The organism is Nocardiopsis listeri (assembly GCF_020741345.1).
Classification (GTDB): Bacteria; Actinomycetota; Actinomycetes; order Streptosporangiales; family Streptosporangiaceae; genus Nocardiopsis; species Nocardiopsis listeri_A.
Map to the genome: position 1 here is coordinate 1 of NZ_DYZD01000178.1, position 16,494 is coordinate 16,494.

Annotated in this window: 15 protein-coding genes; 10 read left to right on the forward strand and 5 right to left on the reverse strand. The window is 70.5% G+C overall.

The features are described from left to right. The 3 genes from K8V84_RS09810 to K8V84_RS09820 form a co-directional block, all read right to left on the reverse strand. On the reverse strand, positions 1-1,391 hold a 1,391-nt coding region (locus tag K8V84_RS09810), incomplete at its 3' end, for a (2,3-dihydroxybenzoyl)adenylate synthase (RefSeq protein ID WP_304073336.1). 1 nt (position 1,392) lies between these two features. Next, positions 1,393-2,556, reverse strand: a complete 1,164-nt coding sequence (locus K8V84_RS09815; RefSeq protein WP_304073338.1) for an isochorismate synthase — start codon at positions 2,554-2,556, stop codon at positions 1,393-1,395. A gap of 102 nt (positions 2,557-2,658) precedes the next feature. Then, positions 2,659-3,426, reverse strand: coding sequence for an SDR family oxidoreductase (locus tag K8V84_RS09820; RefSeq protein WP_304073341.1), 768 nt, complete (start codon positions 3,424-3,426; stop codon positions 2,659-2,661). 465 nt (positions 3,427-3,891) lie between these two features. On the opposite strand from K8V84_RS09820, the gene K8V84_RS09825 reads away from it, so the two are divergent. From K8V84_RS09825 to K8V84_RS09845, 5 genes are all read left to right on the forward strand, one after another. After that, positions 3,892-4,239: a DUF3817 domain-containing protein gene (locus K8V84_RS09825; RefSeq protein WP_304073344.1), complete on the forward strand. Its 348-nt coding sequence runs from the start codon at positions 3,892-3,894 to the stop codon at positions 4,237-4,239. A gap of 277 nt (positions 4,240-4,516) precedes the next feature. Beyond that, on the forward strand, positions 4,517-5,326 hold the full coding sequence (locus K8V84_RS09830; RefSeq protein ID WP_304073347.1) for a peptidoglycan recognition family protein: 810 nt from the start codon (positions 4,517-4,519) through the stop codon (positions 5,324-5,326). A 196-nt stretch (positions 5,327-5,522) separates the two neighbouring features. Beyond that, a complete protein-coding gene (locus tag K8V84_RS09835) occupies positions 5,523-6,344 on the forward strand; it encodes an alpha/beta hydrolase (protein ID WP_304073349.1) in 822 nt (273 codons plus the stop codon). 109 nt (positions 6,345-6,453) lie between these two features. Continuing rightward, positions 6,454-7,539 (forward strand): S-(hydroxymethyl)mycothiol dehydrogenase, encoded by a 1,086-nt coding sequence (locus K8V84_RS09840; RefSeq protein WP_304073352.1) that lies wholly within the window; start codon positions 6,454-6,456, stop codon positions 7,537-7,539. Continuing rightward, positions 7,536-8,168 (forward strand): MBL fold metallo-hydrolase, encoded by a 633-nt coding sequence (locus K8V84_RS09845; RefSeq protein ID WP_304073354.1) that lies wholly within the window; start codon positions 7,536-7,538, stop codon positions 8,166-8,168. Before K8V84_RS09840 ends, K8V84_RS09845 begins: the two co-directional genes overlap by 4 nt. Positions 8,169-8,238: 70 nt before the next feature. Here K8V84_RS09845 and K8V84_RS09850 read toward each other — a convergent pair whose 3' ends face one another. Beyond that, complete coding sequence (locus K8V84_RS09850) at positions 8,239-8,910, reverse strand: DUF4352 domain-containing protein (RefSeq protein WP_369696618.1); 672 nt, start codon at positions 8,908-8,910, stop codon at positions 8,239-8,241. Between the two features lie 651 nt (positions 8,911-9,561). After that, positions 9,562-12,132 carry a M14 family zinc carboxypeptidase gene (locus K8V84_RS09855; RefSeq protein WP_304073357.1) on the reverse strand — a complete coding sequence of 857 codons (2,571 nt, stop codon included), beginning with the start codon at positions 12,130-12,132 and terminating at the stop codon, positions 9,562-9,564. 166 nt (positions 12,133-12,298) lie between these two features. On the opposite strand from K8V84_RS09855, the gene K8V84_RS09860 reads away from it, so the two are divergent. From K8V84_RS09860 to K8V84_RS09880, 5 genes are all read left to right on the forward strand, one after another. After that, positions 12,299-12,823: a pyridoxamine 5'-phosphate oxidase family protein gene (locus K8V84_RS09860; RefSeq protein WP_304073360.1), complete on the forward strand. Its 525-nt coding sequence runs from the start codon at positions 12,299-12,301 to the stop codon at positions 12,821-12,823. A gap of 134 nt (positions 12,824-12,957) precedes the next feature. Then, positions 12,958-13,167: a hypothetical protein gene (locus tag K8V84_RS09865; RefSeq protein WP_304073362.1), complete on the forward strand. Its 210-nt coding sequence runs from the start codon at positions 12,958-12,960 to the stop codon at positions 13,165-13,167. Positions 13,168-13,344: 177 nt separating this feature from the next. Further along, complete coding sequence (locus K8V84_RS09870; RefSeq protein WP_304073364.1) at positions 13,345-13,737, forward strand: VOC family protein; 393 nt, start codon at positions 13,345-13,347, stop codon at positions 13,735-13,737. 304 nt (positions 13,738-14,041) lie between these two features. Continuing rightward, positions 14,042-15,292 (forward strand): AI-2E family transporter, encoded by a 1,251-nt coding sequence (locus tag K8V84_RS09875; RefSeq protein WP_304073367.1) that lies wholly within the window; start codon positions 14,042-14,044, stop codon positions 15,290-15,292. A 42-nt stretch (positions 15,293-15,334) separates the two neighbouring features. Further along, a complete protein-coding gene (locus tag K8V84_RS09880; RefSeq protein WP_304073369.1) occupies positions 15,335-16,432 on the forward strand; it encodes a M20 family metallopeptidase in 1,098 nt (365 codons plus the stop codon). Positions 16,433-16,494 lie beyond the last annotated feature (62 nt).

Sequence of the window (16,494 nt, forward strand, 5' to 3'; positions counted from 1 at the left end):
ACCTCTTCGGCGCCGATCTTCTCCCCGCCCCGGTTGATCTGGTCCTTGGCGCGTCCGGAGACGACGAGGTTGCCGGAGGGGTGTCGGCGCACGATGTCGCCGGTGCGGTAGAAACCGTCGGCGGTGAAGGCGCTCTTGTTGTGGTCGGGGGCCTTGTAGTAGCCCCGGATCGTGTAGGGGCCGCGGGTCAGCAGGTGGCCGGGGTCGCCTTCGGGGACCGGGCGGTCGGCGTCGTCGACGACGAGGATCTCGTCGTGGGCGCTGATGGGGCGCCCCTGGGTGGCGGTGACGACCTCGTCGGGGTCCCCGTCCCTGGTGTAGTTGACCAGCCCCTCGGCCATACCGAAGACCTGTTGCAGGGCGCAGCCCAGCACCGGGGTGACGCGTCTGGCCGCTTCGGTGGGGAAGGTGGCGCCACCGACCTGGAGTACCCGCAGCGACGACAGGTCGCGGTCGGTCTGGGAGCCGTGTTCGACGGCGTCCATCCACAGCATGGCCACGGGCGGCACGACCGCGGTGACGGTGACGCGTTCGCGTTCGATCAGCTCCAGGCAGGTGGCCGGGCTCGGGTCGGGGGCCAGGACGACGGCGCCACCGGCGTGGAAGACGCCGAGGAACCCGGGTGAGCTCATCGGAAAGTTGTGGGTGACGGGCAGGGCGCCCAGGTACACGGCGTTGGTGTCCAGGCCGCAGATGTCGGCGCTGGCCCGCACCGAGTACAGGTACTCGTCGTGGGTCCGTGGGATGAGCTTGGGCAGCCCTGTGGTGCCACCGGACAGCTGGAAGAACGCCACGTCGCCGGCGTCGGGTTCGGCCAGGACGTCGGGGTCCGGTTCGGCGCGCAGGTCCGCCAGGGCGGTCAGGTCGTCCGCCTCTCCGGGGTCGCCCACGACCACCACGTGTTCCAGCGCCGGAACCCGGTCGCGCACCTCGGCGGCCATCGCGCGGCAGTCGAACGACCCCTGGGTGTCGGTGGTGACCAGGGCGACGGCCTCGGAGGTGCCGGCCAGGTGCAGCAGTTCACTGCGACGGTGGGCGGGCAGCGCGTAGACCGGCAGGGCGCCCAACCGGAACAGCGCGAACACCACCTCGAACAGCTCGGGCACGTTGGGCAGGTGCAGCACCACACGATCGCCCTCGCGTACGCCGAGCCGGGACAGGCCGGTGGCCAGGGCGTCGGCGCGCCGGTCGAGTTCGGCGTAGGTCCATCTGGTGTGACCGGCCACGACGGCGGTGCGGTCGGCGAACCGGGCGGCCCGATCCCGCAGGAACGCGGGGAAGGTCTCGCCGGTCCAGTACCCGGCCGCGCGGTAGGCGGCGGCGAGCTCCTCGGGCCAGGGGTTCCAGTCGGCGGGGTCGATGGTGCGGCGGGAGCCGTGGTCGGGGGTCATCTCAGACGGTTCCGTTCACTCCGAGGGCGAGCAGGAGGGTGCGCAGCTTCGCGGAGGTCTCCGCGAGTTCGGCCTCGGGGTCGGACTCGGGCATGACCCCACCGCCGGCGAACAGGTCGACGGTGGTGCCCGCGACGTCGGCGCAGCGGATGGTGACGACCCATTCGCCGTCGCCGCGGGCGTCGCTGTGGCCGACGGCGCCGGTGTAGAAGCCGCGGTCGAAGGGTTCGAGGTCGGTGATGGTGTCGAAGGCCCGACCCGTGGGAGTGCCGCAGATCGCCGGGGTGGGGTGCAGGGCCGCGGCCAGGGTGTGGACGGGCACGTCGTGGTCGATGAGTTCACCGTTCACCCGGGTGGACAGGTGCCACATGGTGGCGGTCTTGACCAGTTCGGGTTCGGCGGGCACCGACAGGGTGCGACAGAACGGCCGTAGGGACTCGGCGACCGCCTCCACCACCACCGCGTGTTCGTGGCGGTCCTTGGCCGAGGTGAGCAGGTCGACCGCGTTGCGTTGGTCCTTGGTGGGGTCGGCGCTGCGCGGCGCGGATCCGGCCAGGGGGTTGGAGAGCACCTCGCGTCCGCTCTTGGCGACCAGGAGTTCGGGGCTGGCGCCGATGAGCGTGCGGGTTCCGGAGTCGCGTTCGGGCAGGTCGGTGGCGAAGACGAAGGCGGTGGGGTCGCGCCAGACCAGGTTGGCCAGGACGGTGGCGACGTCGATCGGCTCGTCGCCCTCCACTCGGAGGCTTCGGGCCAGGACCACCTTGCGCAGCTCGGCGTCATCGGCCATGAGCTTGACCGCGCGCTCGACCGCGGCCACGTGTGCTTCGGGTTCGGGGACGGGGGTCACCCGCCACCCCTCCCCCAGCGGCCGCCAACGGTTCTCGGGTGTCGGCCCTTCGGTGGGCGAGGGCGCGCGACGCACGGTCCGGGGGACGACCAGGTGTGCGGGGCGGGAGGTGTCGAAGGGGATGGCGCCCATGGCGACCGCGCCGGGGCCCGCGTCCGCGAGGGTGGCGGGCAGGTCGTCGATCCGATCCAGGGTGTGCAGGGCACCGGTGCCGTGGAGGGCCCCGGTGGCGGTGGAGAAGAACGCGTCCCCCGGCCGATAGGCCGACAGGAGTTCACCCGCGGAGGCCGCGGGGGCGGCGGTGCGCTGCTCGGGCATGGGTGGGGGCCTTTCTGTGTCAGGCACGTGGGGCGTCCGGGGTGGGACGGCCGGGGAGGAGCCGCCGGGCGGGGTTCTGACCGGGGCCGTGGGGCGGTGGACTCAGCGGAGGGTGGCGCCACCGTCCACGTACAGCTCGTGCATGGTGATGTGGCGGGAGGCGTCGCACAGTAGGAAGCGCACGGCCTCGGCCACGTCTTCGGGCAGTCCGAGGCGGCGCAAGGGGATGCCGACCTTGAAGAGGCCGGGGTCGCCGTCGATCAGCGTCTCGGGGTCGGGGGTCATGGCCCGGAGCATGGGGGTGTCGGTGGATCCGGGCGAGACGACGTTGCAGCGCACTCCCAGCGGGGCCAGTTCCAGGCCGAGGGACTTGGTGAACGCCACGGCGGCGGCCTTGGACGCGGCGTATGCGGCCATCCCGGACCTGGGCACCCCGGCTGCGTTGGAGGCGACGGTGACCATCGCGCCGCGACCGCGCGGTCCCATGCGTCGGGCGGCGGCACGTCCGACGTTGAACACACCGGTGGCGTTGACCGCGATCAGGCGTTGCCAGTCCCGGTCGGAACAGTCCACGGCGGGGCCCGTGGCCAGCACCCCGGCGGCGTTGACGACGGTGGTGACCGGCCCCAGGAGCGCTTCGACCTCGTCGAAGAGGGCCTCCACGCGGACGGGATCGGTGACGTCGGCGGTGAACGCGAACGCCTTGTGACCGGTCGTCGTCAACCGATGAAGGGTCTGGTCGAGGCCGACGGTGTCGACGTCGACGACCGCGACCCTGGCGCCGTGCGCGGCGAGGTCCAGAGCCACGGAGCGACCGACCCCGCCGGACGCTCCGGTGACCACGGTGACGGCACCGTCGATCCCGTTCACGTTGAACCTCCCCTTCCGACCGCACTGACCTGCGAAAAGTAAGGCAACCCTAGCCTTATTTAGGGAAACCTAACCTAAGTAATCCGCGGCAAGTTTGGAATGAGAGGCGGGGGCGTGTCAACAGATCCCCCGGGGAGACCTGGGTCACACGGGGGCGTTCGCCGAACCGGGAAACCGGGGCGCGCGACCGCCCCCACCAAGCGACGGCGCCGGGTTTTCGCAGTTCGAGGCGGCGAAGGACCCAACCAGGGCGATGGCGCACGCGGACCCCGAAGGTCCTGCGCGCACCCACCGGGAGAGGGTCGAAACCACCCGACGGTGAGGTGGTTGTCACCTGAGGCCACGCTCCAATCGGAGTCCGGCACCTCCACAACCCCGGGTCCGACCGCCTGGCAAGGGTGACCTAACCTGTTGGAGGCCGCCCCCGAAACACGTCGCGCCCTGCCACGAACCCGAGGAACCACCTTGAACTTCAACTCACTGTCCGCCCTGGCCTTCCGCGTGGTGGCCGTATTCGAAGCCTTCACCTGGGCCGGACTTCTGGTCGGCATGTACTTCAAGTACCTGGGCAACGGCAGCGAGCTCGGTGTGCAGATCTTCGGCCCCCTGCACGGCGGGGCGTTCGTGGCGTACGGGCTGGTCGCCCTGCTGGCCGCCTACCGACTCCGGTGGGGCGTCCGGCCGACCCTGGTGGCACTGGCCGCGTCGGTCCCCCCGCTGGGCACGCTCCTCGCGGACTGGTGGCTGCACCGGACCGGGCGCCTGAACCCCGAGCCCTCGGAGGCCGACCGAAAGCCCGAACCGGTGGCCTGAGCCCCTGCCTGAAACGAACCCCCGAACGGGTCACGATTCCATTCGTGACCCGTTCTTGTTGTTTCCACCGAGCCGATCGAACCCAGGGGTCACTCCAGCCACAGAAGGCCACTCCTCTACCTCAGAATGATCTTCCTGAGAAGGGGTGTAAAAGGTTTACCATCTGACCGGTAGCGGACAACAGAAACCTTCATTACCCCCTTTGCGTGCCGGCGGGGATCCGTGTTCAGTTGTGACCGGCAAGTAACCTCCCCGATCCGAGAAGGGCTCCCCCGCTATGTGTGAGCAACATGGACCGGCCCGTCGCACAATCCTGCAGGGAGCGGCCGTCGCCTCCGGCGCCGCCCTGGTCGCGGGTACCGGCGTGGGCACCGCCAACGCCGACGCCGACGCCCGGGCCGCCGCGGCCGAACCGTCGATGTACTTCCGCGCCGACTGGGACGCCCGGCCCCCGTCGAGCCCCGTCCAGGTCCTGGCGACCCCGCCCACCCACGTGGTGGTCCACCACACCGCGACCCCCAACAGCACCGACTACTCCGAGGCCCACGCCCTGGCGCTGTCCAGGTCGATCCAGAACTACCACATGGACACCCAGGGCTGGATCGACGCGGGCCAGCAGTTCACCATCAGCCGTGGCGGGCACCTGATGGAGGGGCGCAACCTCGCCGTGGTGGCCGTCCGTGAGGGCACCCACTGCGTGGGCACCCACGTGGCCGACTACAACGGCACCACCGTGGGCATCGAGAACGAGGGCACCTACATGGAGGAGGGCCCCACCCAGGAACTCACCGACAAGCTCATCGAGACCCTCGCCTGGCTGTGCGGCGCCTACGGCCTCGACCCGCAGCAGGCCATCGTGGGGCACCGCGACTTCAACTCCACCGCCTGCCCCGGCGACGTGCTCTACTCGATGCTGCCGGAGCTGCGCGACGCGGTGAGCGGTCTGATGGCCGCCCAGGGCATGGAGATCGGCACCGTCCACGTGGCGGCCGAGGACCGCCCGACCTACCCCGAGGTCCCCGAGGACGAGCCCCAGCGCGAGTTCTTCCACGGCCCCGGTCGCGGAGCCGACGACTTCACCCGCTGACCACCGAATGCGACGACTCCCCGCTCGTCGTCGACACACGCCCGTGAACCCCACGGGTGACAGGGGGCGGCGCCACCGGAGAGGCGCCGCCCCCTCTTCGTGTTCTTGGTGCCCGCGTCGGTCCGGTGCCCCCTTTTTCCGTCGGAGGGTGCCGCTAGGGTCGGAGCACTCGACGAACGTGGAAGGGGAACCGGGGATGGCGTTCCAGGAACCGTTGGAGGAGTTCGCGTCCACCGAGGGAACGGTGCGATGGCGGGCGACCGGGTCGGGAGAACCCGTGGTGCTGCTGCACGGCACCCCGTTCTCCTCCTACGTGTGGCGGGAGGTCGCCGGCGCCCTGTCCGACCGGTACCGGGTCCACACCTGGGACATGCCCGGGTACGGCACCTCGGAGAAACGCACCGGCCAACAGGTGTCCCTGGCCGCGCAGGGGCGGGTGTTCACCGAACTGCTCGCCCACTGGGGTCTGGATAGGCCCCGTGTGGTGGCGCACGACTTCGGCGGGGCGGTGGCCCTGCGCGCCCACCTGCTGCACCACGTCGCCTACTCCCGACTGGCCCTGGTCTCCCCGGTGGCACTGGCCCCGTGGGGGTCGCCGTTCTTCCGCCTGGTGGGCGAGAACACCGAGGTCTTCGAGCAGCTGCCGCCGGCCCTGCACCGTGCCCTGGTCACCGAGTACGTGAGTTCGGCGAGCGCCGTCGGGCTGCGACCGGACGTGCTCCGAGCCCTGGTGGACCCCTGGACGGGCGCCGAGGGACAACCCGCGTTCTACAGACAGATCCAGCAGGCCGATCAAGCGCACACCGACGAGATCCAAGGGTCGTACCCCGAACTGGACCTGCCGGTGTTGCTGGTCTGGGGCGAGCAGGACACCTGGATCCCACCGGAACGCGACCGCGAACTCGCACGGCTGATCCCGGGCGTGGTCACCCGTCCCATCGACGGCGCCGGCCACCTGGTGCAACTGGACGCCCCCGCCCGGCTCACCGCCGCCCTGCTCGACTTCCTCCGGGACTGACCGCCCCGCCCCACCAGTGCGGGGTACCGATGGGACGGGTGTGGAATGGTGTGCGGTGAGCGGCGCGCCACGTGCCGCGGACCGGCCACCACGGACGACAGGAGCTCACATGTCCCAACGAGTGCAAGGTGTCATCTCACGCGCCAAGGGGGCGCCGGTGGAACTCACCACCATCGTCGTCCCGGACCCCGGACCGGGTGAAGCGGTGGTGCGGATCCAGGCGTGCGGGGTCTGCCACACCGACCTGCACTACCGGGAGGGCGGGATCAACGACGAGTACCCCTTCCTGCTCGGCCACGAGGCGGCCGGAACGGTGGAGTCGGTGGGCGAGAACGTCACCGGCCTCGAACCGGGCGACTACGTGGTCCTGAACTGGCGGGCGGTGTGCGGGAAGTGTCGGGCGTGCGCCCGGGGCCGCCACCAGTACTGCTTCGACACCCACAACGCCACACAGAAGATGACCCTGGAGGACGGCACCGAACTCTCCCCCGCGCTGGGCATCGGCGCGTTCGCGGAGAAGACCCTGGTGGCCGCCGGCCAGTGCACCAAGGTGGACCCGGCCGCATCGGCGGCCGCCGCGGGCCTGCTCGGCTGCGGGATCATGGCCGGGATCGGCGCGGCCGTCAACACCGGCGGGGTCACCCGTGGGGACTCGGTGGCGGTCATCGGCTGCGGCGGGGTCGGCAGCGCCGCCGTGGCCGGGGCCCGGCTGGCCGGCGCGAACCGGATCATCGCCGTGGACCTGGAGGACCGCAAACTGGACTGGGCGCGCGGATTCGGCGCCACCCACACCGTCAACGCCTCCCAGACCGACCCGGTCGAGGCGATCCGGGAACTGACCGGCGGGTTCGGCGCGGACGTGGTGATCGACGCCGTCGGGGTCCCCAAGACCTACGAGCAGGCGTTCTACGCCCGCGACCTGGCCGGCACCGTGGTGCTGGTGGGGGTGCCCACCCCGGAGATGAGACTGGAGCTGCCGCTGTTGGACGTGTTCGGTCGCGGTGGGGCGCTCAAGTCGTCCTGGTACGGGGACTGTCTGCCCTCCCGCGACTTCCCGATGCTCATCGACCTCTACACACAGGGCAGACTGGACCTGGACGGATTCGTCACCGAGGAGATCGGCATCGGTGACATCGAAGAGGCCTTCGCCCGCATGGAGCGCGGCGACGTACTGCGATCGGTGGTGCGACTGTGAGTGACGCGCGAGTGGAACACCTGACCACGTCCGGGGTCTTCACCCTGGACGGCGGCTCCTGGGAGGTGGACAACAACGTCTGGTTGTTCGGTGACGACGAGGAGGTCGTGGTCATCGACGCCCCGCACGACGCCGACACCATCGTCGGGGCGGTGAACGGACGCCGGGTGGTGGCGGTGGTGTGCACGCACGGCCACAACGACCACGTCAACGCCGCCCCCGCGCTGGCCGACGCGGTGGGCGCGCCCATCCTGCTGCACCCCGAGGACCGGGTGCTGTGGGACATGACCCACCCCGACCGCGCCCCGGACGGGGAACTGGCCGACGGCCAGGTGGTGGAGGTGGCCGGCGCCGAGCTGCGGGTCATCCACACCCCGGGACACGCTCCGGGCGCGGTGTGCCTGTACGCCCCGGAGGCGGGGGTGCTGTTCAGCGGGGACACCCTGTTCCAGGGCGGGCCGGGGGCGACGGGTAGGTCGTACTCGGACTTCCCCACCATCGTGGCCTCCATCCGGGACCGTTTGCTGTCCCTGCCGGCGGAGACGGTGGTCAACACCGGTCACGGTGACTCCACCACGATCGGTGCCGAGGCCCCGCACCTGCAGGAGTGGATCGACCGGGGCAACTGAGGTCCCGGCACCCGACCATGCCCGAGCCCCGCACCGTTCCATCCGTGTGCGGGGCTCCGGCGTTCTTCACTCAGCCCAGCCGAATCTCCAGCGGGTCCTCGAAGGAGAGCATGTCCTCGACCTGTAGGGCGACCGGTTCGGTTCCCTCGGGAACGTCGAAGGCCGCACGTCCCGAGGACCGGTTACCCGGGTTGATCTGTTCGACGAAGAAGTCTTCATCACCGGGGACGTATCCGGCGGAGTGCTCGTTACCGTCGGCATCGATCAAGGACAGCGCGGTCTCGTCGAAGTAGGTGGCTTCCGTACCGCTGTTCTCCACGGTCACGTCGACGATGACGAACTCGCCCTGAGCCTGTTCCTGGGAGTAGCCGTCGCCGACGACGCCGGCCGTCTCGGTTCCGTTCACGGTGACGATCCAGCCGCCGACCTCCCCGGGTTCTCCGACACCGACCGTTTCGACGGACTCTTCCTCCGAAGCCGTCCCTCCTCCACCGGCGGAGACCCATAGTCCTGCGGTGGTCCGTACGCCTGCGGTGGCCCGTATCCCCGTGGCGGAGGGAACCCCTGGGGCGGCGTGTATCCCTGTGGCGGGGCCGCTCCGTGCGGGGGTCCGTTGCCCTGGTTCGGGCCGGGCCCATACGGCTCGGGTTGTTGCGGATCTTGGCCGTGCTGCATGCCACCCATGGCGCTCCACCTCCGGGAGAGAGGGAACCAAACCCAGGTCGGGCGGGTTCAACCTCACTCACAAGATTGAGTGTTACGCCCGAGTAAGTAGCACAAATCCCCCTAAAATTCTCACTCAAAATACGGCCGGGAATGGCTGATTTCCCGGAAAATCCAATAGACCGGGGCAACCCCGGATAGGCTTCCCGAGCAGAATCAAAGGTTTCGCCCTGAATCGGCTTCGCACGCCCCTCCCATTCCGGGATTTCATGCACTCCAGATGGGGAAAGACGGCGCGATACTCTTCCCGGGTTCCGACGCGACGTTCATGACCAGGGTCGGATCGTCGGCGAGCCCGGGACGGGCCGGCTCGTCAGGGGTGGGGAGCCGGGTCCAAGAACAGCTCCGCGACGACCTCGCCGTCGAACACCCGACCGGTCTCACGGAATCCGATCCTGCGATAGAACTCCGCGGGTCCACCCTCCTCGGGCACCCACATCACGGTGACCCGCTCGTTTCGACGAAGGTGTTCTGATCCTCCCGGACCTTCACCTTGAGGGCGGTGGCGACGTTGTCGGGGGTGATCTCCACGGCGCGGAGAGAGAGGGGTGTACATCCGAACACCGTAGAGGTCCACTCCGACGGTTCCCACCCGTTTTCCACGCCCGGGCGCGGGTGCGGGTGCGCCCCGGGGCGACACGGCCCCGGGCGCACATCACCCTGTCGAGGATCAGGCGGCTTCGTCGACGGCGGCCGACCAGTGCAGGGCCTGGCCGACCTGCCCGAACAGGCCCTTGGGATGATTGCGGAACAGCGGTTCGGTACCGAAAAGCACCACCGCGGCGCCGGGTTCGGCGATCCCGCTGACCACGGACGCCTGTCCGGCCGCGTCCTGCCGACCTCCCGTGCCGTCGGCGCCGGGCCGCCAGTGCCCGGCCACCAAGGGTCTCTTTGCCGCGTAGGACTGCTCGACCGTCACGCCGTCGCCCAGGTCGGTGAACCAACCGGGCGAGTACACGAACCCGTACCCGCCCGTGCCGCCCAGGACCCCGTCACCGTCGTCCACGCGCACCACACCGTTGGCGTCGGAGCGGCCCGCGGCCCGGGTGGCCTCCAACAGACCGACCGCCTCGTTGAACCGGGCCCCGGTCTCGCCGCGCGCCACGACCCCGCCTCGCTCCAGGAACGTGTCCAGGGCCGCCCGCGCTTCCTCGTTCAGGTCGTCGTGGACCAGACCACCGGCCACGTACAGCACGTCGATGTCGGTCCAGTCGAACCCGTCGTTGAGCACGGCGGTGGACACCGTGGTCACGTCGAAACCCAGCTCGCCCAGGGTGAAGACCTCGTCGGCGGCCCCGGCCACGGCCACCCGGACCGGCCCCAGAACGGGACCGTCCGGTTCGGTGTCGGCGGCGGTGAACACCGCACCGTGGCGTTCGGCGACCTCGACCACCGTGTCGGCGGCCTCGGCGGGCACCCACACCGTTCCCCGGCCGGCCTGGACCGGCTCCACACCGGCCTCGACCAGGTCGTTGAGCGCGGCGACGTCGGCGGCGTCGTCCAATCGCAGGTTCCAGTCGCCGTCGCCCTCGACGCTTCCGGTGGGGTCGGCGACGGCCACGGCGGTGCCGGTGGGCGGCTCGGACTCGACGGCGGTCACGGTGGCGCCCCACAGGCGACCGTGGCTCCACCCGGAGATGTCGTACATCGCCTCCACGTCGTCGCTGATGTCGCGTCCGTCCTCCAACAGGACGTTGGCCATGCCGCGTTTGGGCTGATGCATGTCCACCACGTAGGACCCGGCCGGGTAGGCGGTGCCCTCCAGCTCGAACTCCTCATCGGCGCGCTGGACGCGCACGTCGTTGGCGACGAGGAAGTCGACCAGACGGGCGGCGGCCGGCGCCGACCTCTGTTCCTCCCCCGCGGGGATCACGTAACCGCGTGGGAAGTCGGTGGTGTACACGTCCTCGGGGCCGAAGCCCGGCACCCAGTCCCGCGGCGGAACGATCTGTTCCTCGCCGTTCGCCCCGCGACGGAACACCTCGATCTGGTCGCCGACCAGCTCCTCGCGGTTGTCGTGGGCGTAGTCCAGGGTGGCCTCGATGGTGGCGGCGGAGATGTCGGTGTTGATGGCGCTGCGCCGCCGCAGTTCCTCCTCCGGCAGGTCGTAGTCGGCGTTGTTGACCCGCATCGGGAACTCGATGGTGGCCGCGGCGACCGCGCCTTGGTAGGGGGCGTACATGGGGGTGAAGATGGGCGGCCAGTCATCCCAGCCGTCCTCCCAGTCCCGGAAGGGGATCTGTGGCGGTTCCACCCCGTCGTCCTCGGGGGTGTACCCCAGGTCGAGGACGGCCTGTTCCATCTCGATGGCGTTCGCGTACGTGTTCTTGATGAACAGGTCGTACTCGTAGTTCTGGCCGTGCGGCGGGGTGGTGGGCTCGATGAGGGTGCCGTTGACGTACCCGTGCTGGTCGATCATCACCACCGGCCGGGTGTCGACCATGACCTGCCGGATCGCGGCCGACTCCGGCTGGGAGACGGTGACGAAGTCACGGTTGAGGTCGAACCCGGCACTGTTGGCGCGGGTGCCCGCCACCCGACCGTCGGGGTTGGCGGTGACGGTGAAGTACAGGCGCGAGGACTCCAGCAGCTCCTCGGTCCGTTCGTCCTCGGCGGTGGCCAACTCCTCGATGATGCGCAGCGAGGCGTCGGTGCCCTCCCACTCGTTGCCGTGGATGTTGGCGTTGACGTGGACCGGTGTCTTGTACCGGTCGATCAGGGTGTGGTCGCGGGCGGCCCTATCGGGGTTCTCGGAGATCAGCTCGCGCATGCGCCGCTGGTGGCGGGCCTCGGCGCGCGTCTCGGGTTCGGTGAGGGTGACCAGGTACAGGTCGCGTCCCTGCACGGACTCACCGATGATCTCGGCGCTGACCCGGTCGGAGGTCTCCTGCAGGTCGTTGAGTGTCGGCGCGATGTCGTGGAAGGGGACCAGCCCGAGTTTGACGGAGTGGTCGTCAGGGTTCTCGGGCGGGACGGGAAGCTCGTTCTGGCGCGGATAGGCGGCGTCCGCCTCGGCCCCGGGCGCGGACGGGGGCGCGGCCAGGGGTTCCACGGCCAGGGACTCCGCGCCGGCGGCGACCTCGTTTCGCTCCGAGCCGCCGGCGTCGTCGCGGGGTTCGGCGAGGGCGGGCACGGGTGAGGCCATCAGGCAGACGGCCACGAACGCGGCGGTGGCTCCGGCGAGTGCTACGGGGCGGGCGGTGCGGCTTCGGTCCGGACTCGGATCGGGGGGATTGTGCACGAGGCTCCTCCTGTGGTCTCCGACGTTCCTACCTGTCCGACGGGGCGGCCACAAGACGGCCGAACCCGACTTTCCGTGTTCGCTCGCGGCATCCGCCGAAATGTCGGTGCCGACGCCTAGGGTGCGCAACAGGACCCGCACCCCGGCCCCGAGCAGGAGCCCGCCCATGACGGACCACCTCCCCACCGGCACCGAAGCACCGACCGGCGCTCCCGCGGCGGGCTGGACCGCGATGTTGCAGGAGCTCTCGGAGACGGCCGGCACCTACTGGCTGACCGCCACTCGCGACGGATCCGTCCCGCACACGCGGCCGTTGCTCGCGGTGTGGGCGCGCGGCCTGCCCCACTTCGCGTGCGGGCAGGGCACTGCGAAGGCGCGGTTGCTGACCGAGGGATCGCCCGTGAGCCTGGCCGTGTCCACCGACCACTGGGACGTGGTGGTGGAGGGCCCGGTGGAACGGGTGCGCGATACCGGGAGAGTGCGCGTGGTCGCCGAGACCTACCCGGTGGTCTACGGGTGGGCCCCGCTTCCAGAGGGGGACTTGCTCGTCGGACCGGACGGCGCCCCCACCGCAGGGCCCCCTCCCTACGCGGTGTTCGTGGTGCGGACGAGCACCGTGTACGCGTTCCCCACCGACGCCACCGGCCACGGCCCCACCCGTTGGCGGTTCGCCCCACCGGAAGGTTCCTGAGGCTGCTCGTGGACGCCCTCATCCCGTGAGTGGCGGGCCTTGTGGGTGAGGACGGGTGTTCGCGGGGTAGGTCTTCCAAGAGCTCGACCCCCGACGATCGCAACCGCAACGGCCCCACCCCCGGGAGGCAGAAAGTGCGCATCGGCATCGTTCTCTTGACCCTCGTCCTGCTCTGGTCGGTGATCGGTCTGGTCGCGGCCTTCCAACGCGGCTACTTCGATTCGGCGGACACCAACTGTTCGACGCTGGGCAGCACCGCGGTGACCGTCTTCGTCGGCCCGCTCAACTACGTCGGGGTCAACCCGACCGTCGAGTGCCCGTCGCTCCCCCGGCCCTCCGAGTGAGCGACGAAGGACCCGCGCCCGGCCGACCGACGGATCCGTCACCTCGTCCTCCGGCCGGGCGACGCGGACGTGGCCGCGAGCAAGCGGTTCTACGTCGATCCGGGTCGGCTCCGCGGTCGGGGCAGGAAACGGGGTGCCGTTTGGGCCCGAGCTTCCGCAACGGGCAGGATGTCGGGTATGGATGTTCTCAGCAGCCGCGTGATGATCCACCCCACCGATCCCACGCGCAGCCGTTCCTTCTACCGTGACGTGCTCGAACTCGGCGTGCACCGCGAGTTCGGGCCGCCCGACGCACCAGGAACCGTGTTCTTCCTCGGCAACGGCCTGCTGGAGGTGTCCGGGCACGCCGAATCCTCCGGGGTGCCGTCGATGTCGCTGTGGTTGCAGGTGCGCGACGTGCACGCGGAGTACGCGCGGGTGACCGCCCTGGGCGCCCGGGGCCTGCGTCCCCCGCAGAAGGAGTTCTGGGGGTTGGTCGAGGCGTGGATCGCCGACCCGGACGGGGTTCGCATCGTCCTGGTCCAGGTTCCCGACAACCACCCGTTGCGCCGGGACCAGCGCGAGTTCTGATCCCCGTCGGGGGCCGCCGAACCGGGTTCCGTCGGCCCCCGCCACCCTGACGAGAACCCCACCTCATCGGGCGAGCACGGATCTCCCCCGGCCGGTCCGCCTGCTCCGCGAACTTCCCCTGGACAGCGGTCCCGATGTGGCGTGGGCGCCACTTCGCGACGACACGCCGGATCACGCTCCGTCACCGGCCCACTCGGCCCGGGCAGACTCTTGACCATCCGGTGCCGCCCCTCAGCGCCCCGGAAGACCCCCTCTCCCCCCTCATCCCCACAGAAGACGACACCACTCAGAGAACGGAGTCCATGTGCGAGCCCAGTGGCCGGGAGTAGGGGCGCTTGTCAACAGATGGAACGCGGTCCGCCGGGCCCGTGTCGAACAGGACCGACGGCGGGAGACCGGCCAGGCGGGGAACCTCCCCACCGACGAGGCCACCGGGGCACAGGATGAGGCCGGCGCCGGTGATCTCCTACGGATCGTCAGCGACACGTCCTGGCGCCTGTTGATCATCGGAGTGGTCGCCGGCCTTCTGGTCTACGGACTGACCCACCTGTCGGTGGTCACGCTCCCGGTGATCATCGCGGTGTTCCTGACCGCGCTGCTGATGCCACTGGCCAACCGCCTGCGTCGGCCGAACGTGCTCCGCCGCGCGGGATTCGGCCGGGGCGCGTCCACGACCATCACCCTGCTCGTCGCGTTGATCGTCTACAGCTGCGCCGTCACCCTGATCGTGACTCCCGCGGCCGCCAACTTCGGCGACCTGGTGGACAGCGTCAACCAGGCCATCATCCAGCTCCAGGCGGTTCAGCTCCCGTTCGGGCTCGATCCGGCCCTGCTCACCGAGGCCATCGACAACGCGTGGGACCAGGCCAGGTCCCTGATCTCGGACAACTCCGACCGGATCCTCAGCGGGGCCTGGACGGCGACCGCCGCCGTGTCCCGGGTCGTGCTCGGGGTCGTCCTGATCATCGTCCTGACGATCTACTTCGTGCACTCGGGCGACAAGCTCATGGAGTGGATCGCGCAGCTGCTGCCGCCCCGTTCCCGCCCGGTCCTGCGCCACTCCTCCCGCGTGTCCTGGGAGGTCATGGGCCACTACGTGCGGGGGGTGGCCCTGGTGGGCCTGATCGACGCGGTGGGCGTCGGTATCGCGCTGCTGCTCCTGATCGACACCAGCCTGGCGATCCCGCTGATCGTGCTCACCTTCGTCGGAGCGTTCCTGCCGATCATCGGCGCGTTCCTGAGCGGCCTGCTGGCCGTCCTGGTGGCCCTGGTGACGGAGGGCTGGATCGTGGCGCTGATCATCCTCGGCGCCGTGCTGCTGGTGCAGCAGTTGGAGAGCAACGTCTTCGCGCCGCGCATCTACGGCCGGGCCCTGGAGCTGCCTTCCGCCGTGGTGCTGATCGTCGTCACCGTCGGTGGTTTCCTCGGCGGTGTCGCGGGGTTGTTCCTGGCCACCCCTGTCGCCGCGGTCCTGGCCGCGCTGCTGCGCAACCGGCCGGTGACCAAGCCGGACGCCGCGCCCCTCTCAGAGCCGGACGGCACACCTGCGGCCTAGTACACCGAGGTGGATCCGGCACCTGACCCGTAGCCTGACCGCATGATCGAGCGCGAAGGTACCGACGTCGACGTCGACGTGATGCTCCAGGACCTGCGGACACTCGTGGAGGTCGAGTCCCCCTCCCGGGACCTGGTCGCTCTGCGCAGGTCGGCCGAGGCTGTGGCGGCCCTGGTCGAGCGCCGTCTGGGTGGGCGGGCCACCCTCGTGGACGGCCCGGCCGGAACACACGTGCGCTGGGCGGGCGGGGGTGAGCCCCGGGTTCTGGTGCTCGGCCACCACGACACCGTCTTCCCCCTGGGCACCTTGGAGCATCGCCCGTTCCGGGTGGAGGGCGGCCGCGCCACGGGACCGGGCGTGTACGACATGCTGGGCGGCCTCGTCCAGGCGATCCACGGCCTGGCCACCTTGGCGGATCCGTCCGGGGTCGAACTGTTGGTGACCGCCGACGAGGAGGTCGGCTCACACCACTCTCGGCCGCTGATCGAGGAGCGGGCCCGTGCGTGCGGCACGGTGCTGGTGTTCGAGGGTGCGGCCGAGGGCGGGCACCTGAAGGTCGCCCGCAAGGGCTGCGGGACGTTCGAGGTCGCGGTGCGCGGTCTGGCCTCGCACGCCGGCCTGGAACCCGAGGCGGGTGTGAACGCGCTGGTGGAGGCGGCGCACCAGGTCCTGGCGATCGCCTCGTTGAGCCGCCCGGAGGCGGGCACGACGGTGACCCCGACCGTGGCCGCCGCGGGCACCACCGACAACGTGGTGCCGGCGGAGGCCACCATCGTGGTGGACGTGCGGGTGCCCTCCGCGGCGGAGAAGGACCGGGTGGAGGCGGCGTTGACGAACCTGACCCCGCGTCTGGCGGGCGCGGAGATCACGGTGACGGGTTCGGTGAACCGGCCGCCGATGCAGGAGGAGATGGCGTCGGGATTGCCGGCACAGGCCCGGCGTTCGTTGCCCGGCGTCGAGGGTGTGGCGGTGGGCGGTGGCAGCGACGGGAACTTCACCGCGGCGCTGGGAGTCCCCACGCTGGACGGGTTGGGCGCGGTCGGCGGCGGCGCGCACGCCGACCACGAGTACCTGGTGGTGGGCTCGATGGCCGAGCGCGCGCGACTGGCCGCCGCCATGGTGAGGGCGATCCGGTCCTGAGACGGCCCGGGGCCGGGCCATCTCGGCGTCGTCCGGATCAGAGGAGTTCGGCGAGGAGGGGG

Excerpts from the sequence above, each read along its gene's own strand:
- K8V84_RS09815 (WP_304073338.1), bottom strand. The coding sequence starts at position 2,556 with ATGCCCGAGCAGCGCACCGCCGCCCCCGCGGCCTCCGCGGGTGAACTC.
- K8V84_RS09830 (WP_304073347.1), top strand. The coding sequence starts at position 4,517 with ATGTGTGAGCAACATGGACCGGCCCGTCGCACAATCCTGCAGGGAGCG.
- K8V84_RS09835 (WP_304073349.1), top strand. The coding sequence starts at position 5,523 with ATGGCGTTCCAGGAACCGTTGGAGGAGTTCGCGTCCACCGAGGGAACG.
- K8V84_RS09840 (WP_304073352.1), top strand. The coding sequence starts at position 6,454 with ATGTCCCAACGAGTGCAAGGTGTCATCTCACGCGCCAAGGGGGCGCCG.
- K8V84_RS09860 (WP_304073360.1), top strand. The coding sequence starts at position 12,299 with ATGACGGACCACCTCCCCACCGGCACCGAAGCACCGACCGGCGCTCCC.
- K8V84_RS09870 (WP_304073364.1), top strand. The coding sequence starts at position 13,345 with ATGGATGTTCTCAGCAGCCGCGTGATGATCCACCCCACCGATCCCACG.
- K8V84_RS09880 (WP_304073369.1), top strand. The coding sequence starts at position 15,335 with ATGATCGAGCGCGAAGGTACCGACGTCGACGTCGACGTGATGCTCCAG.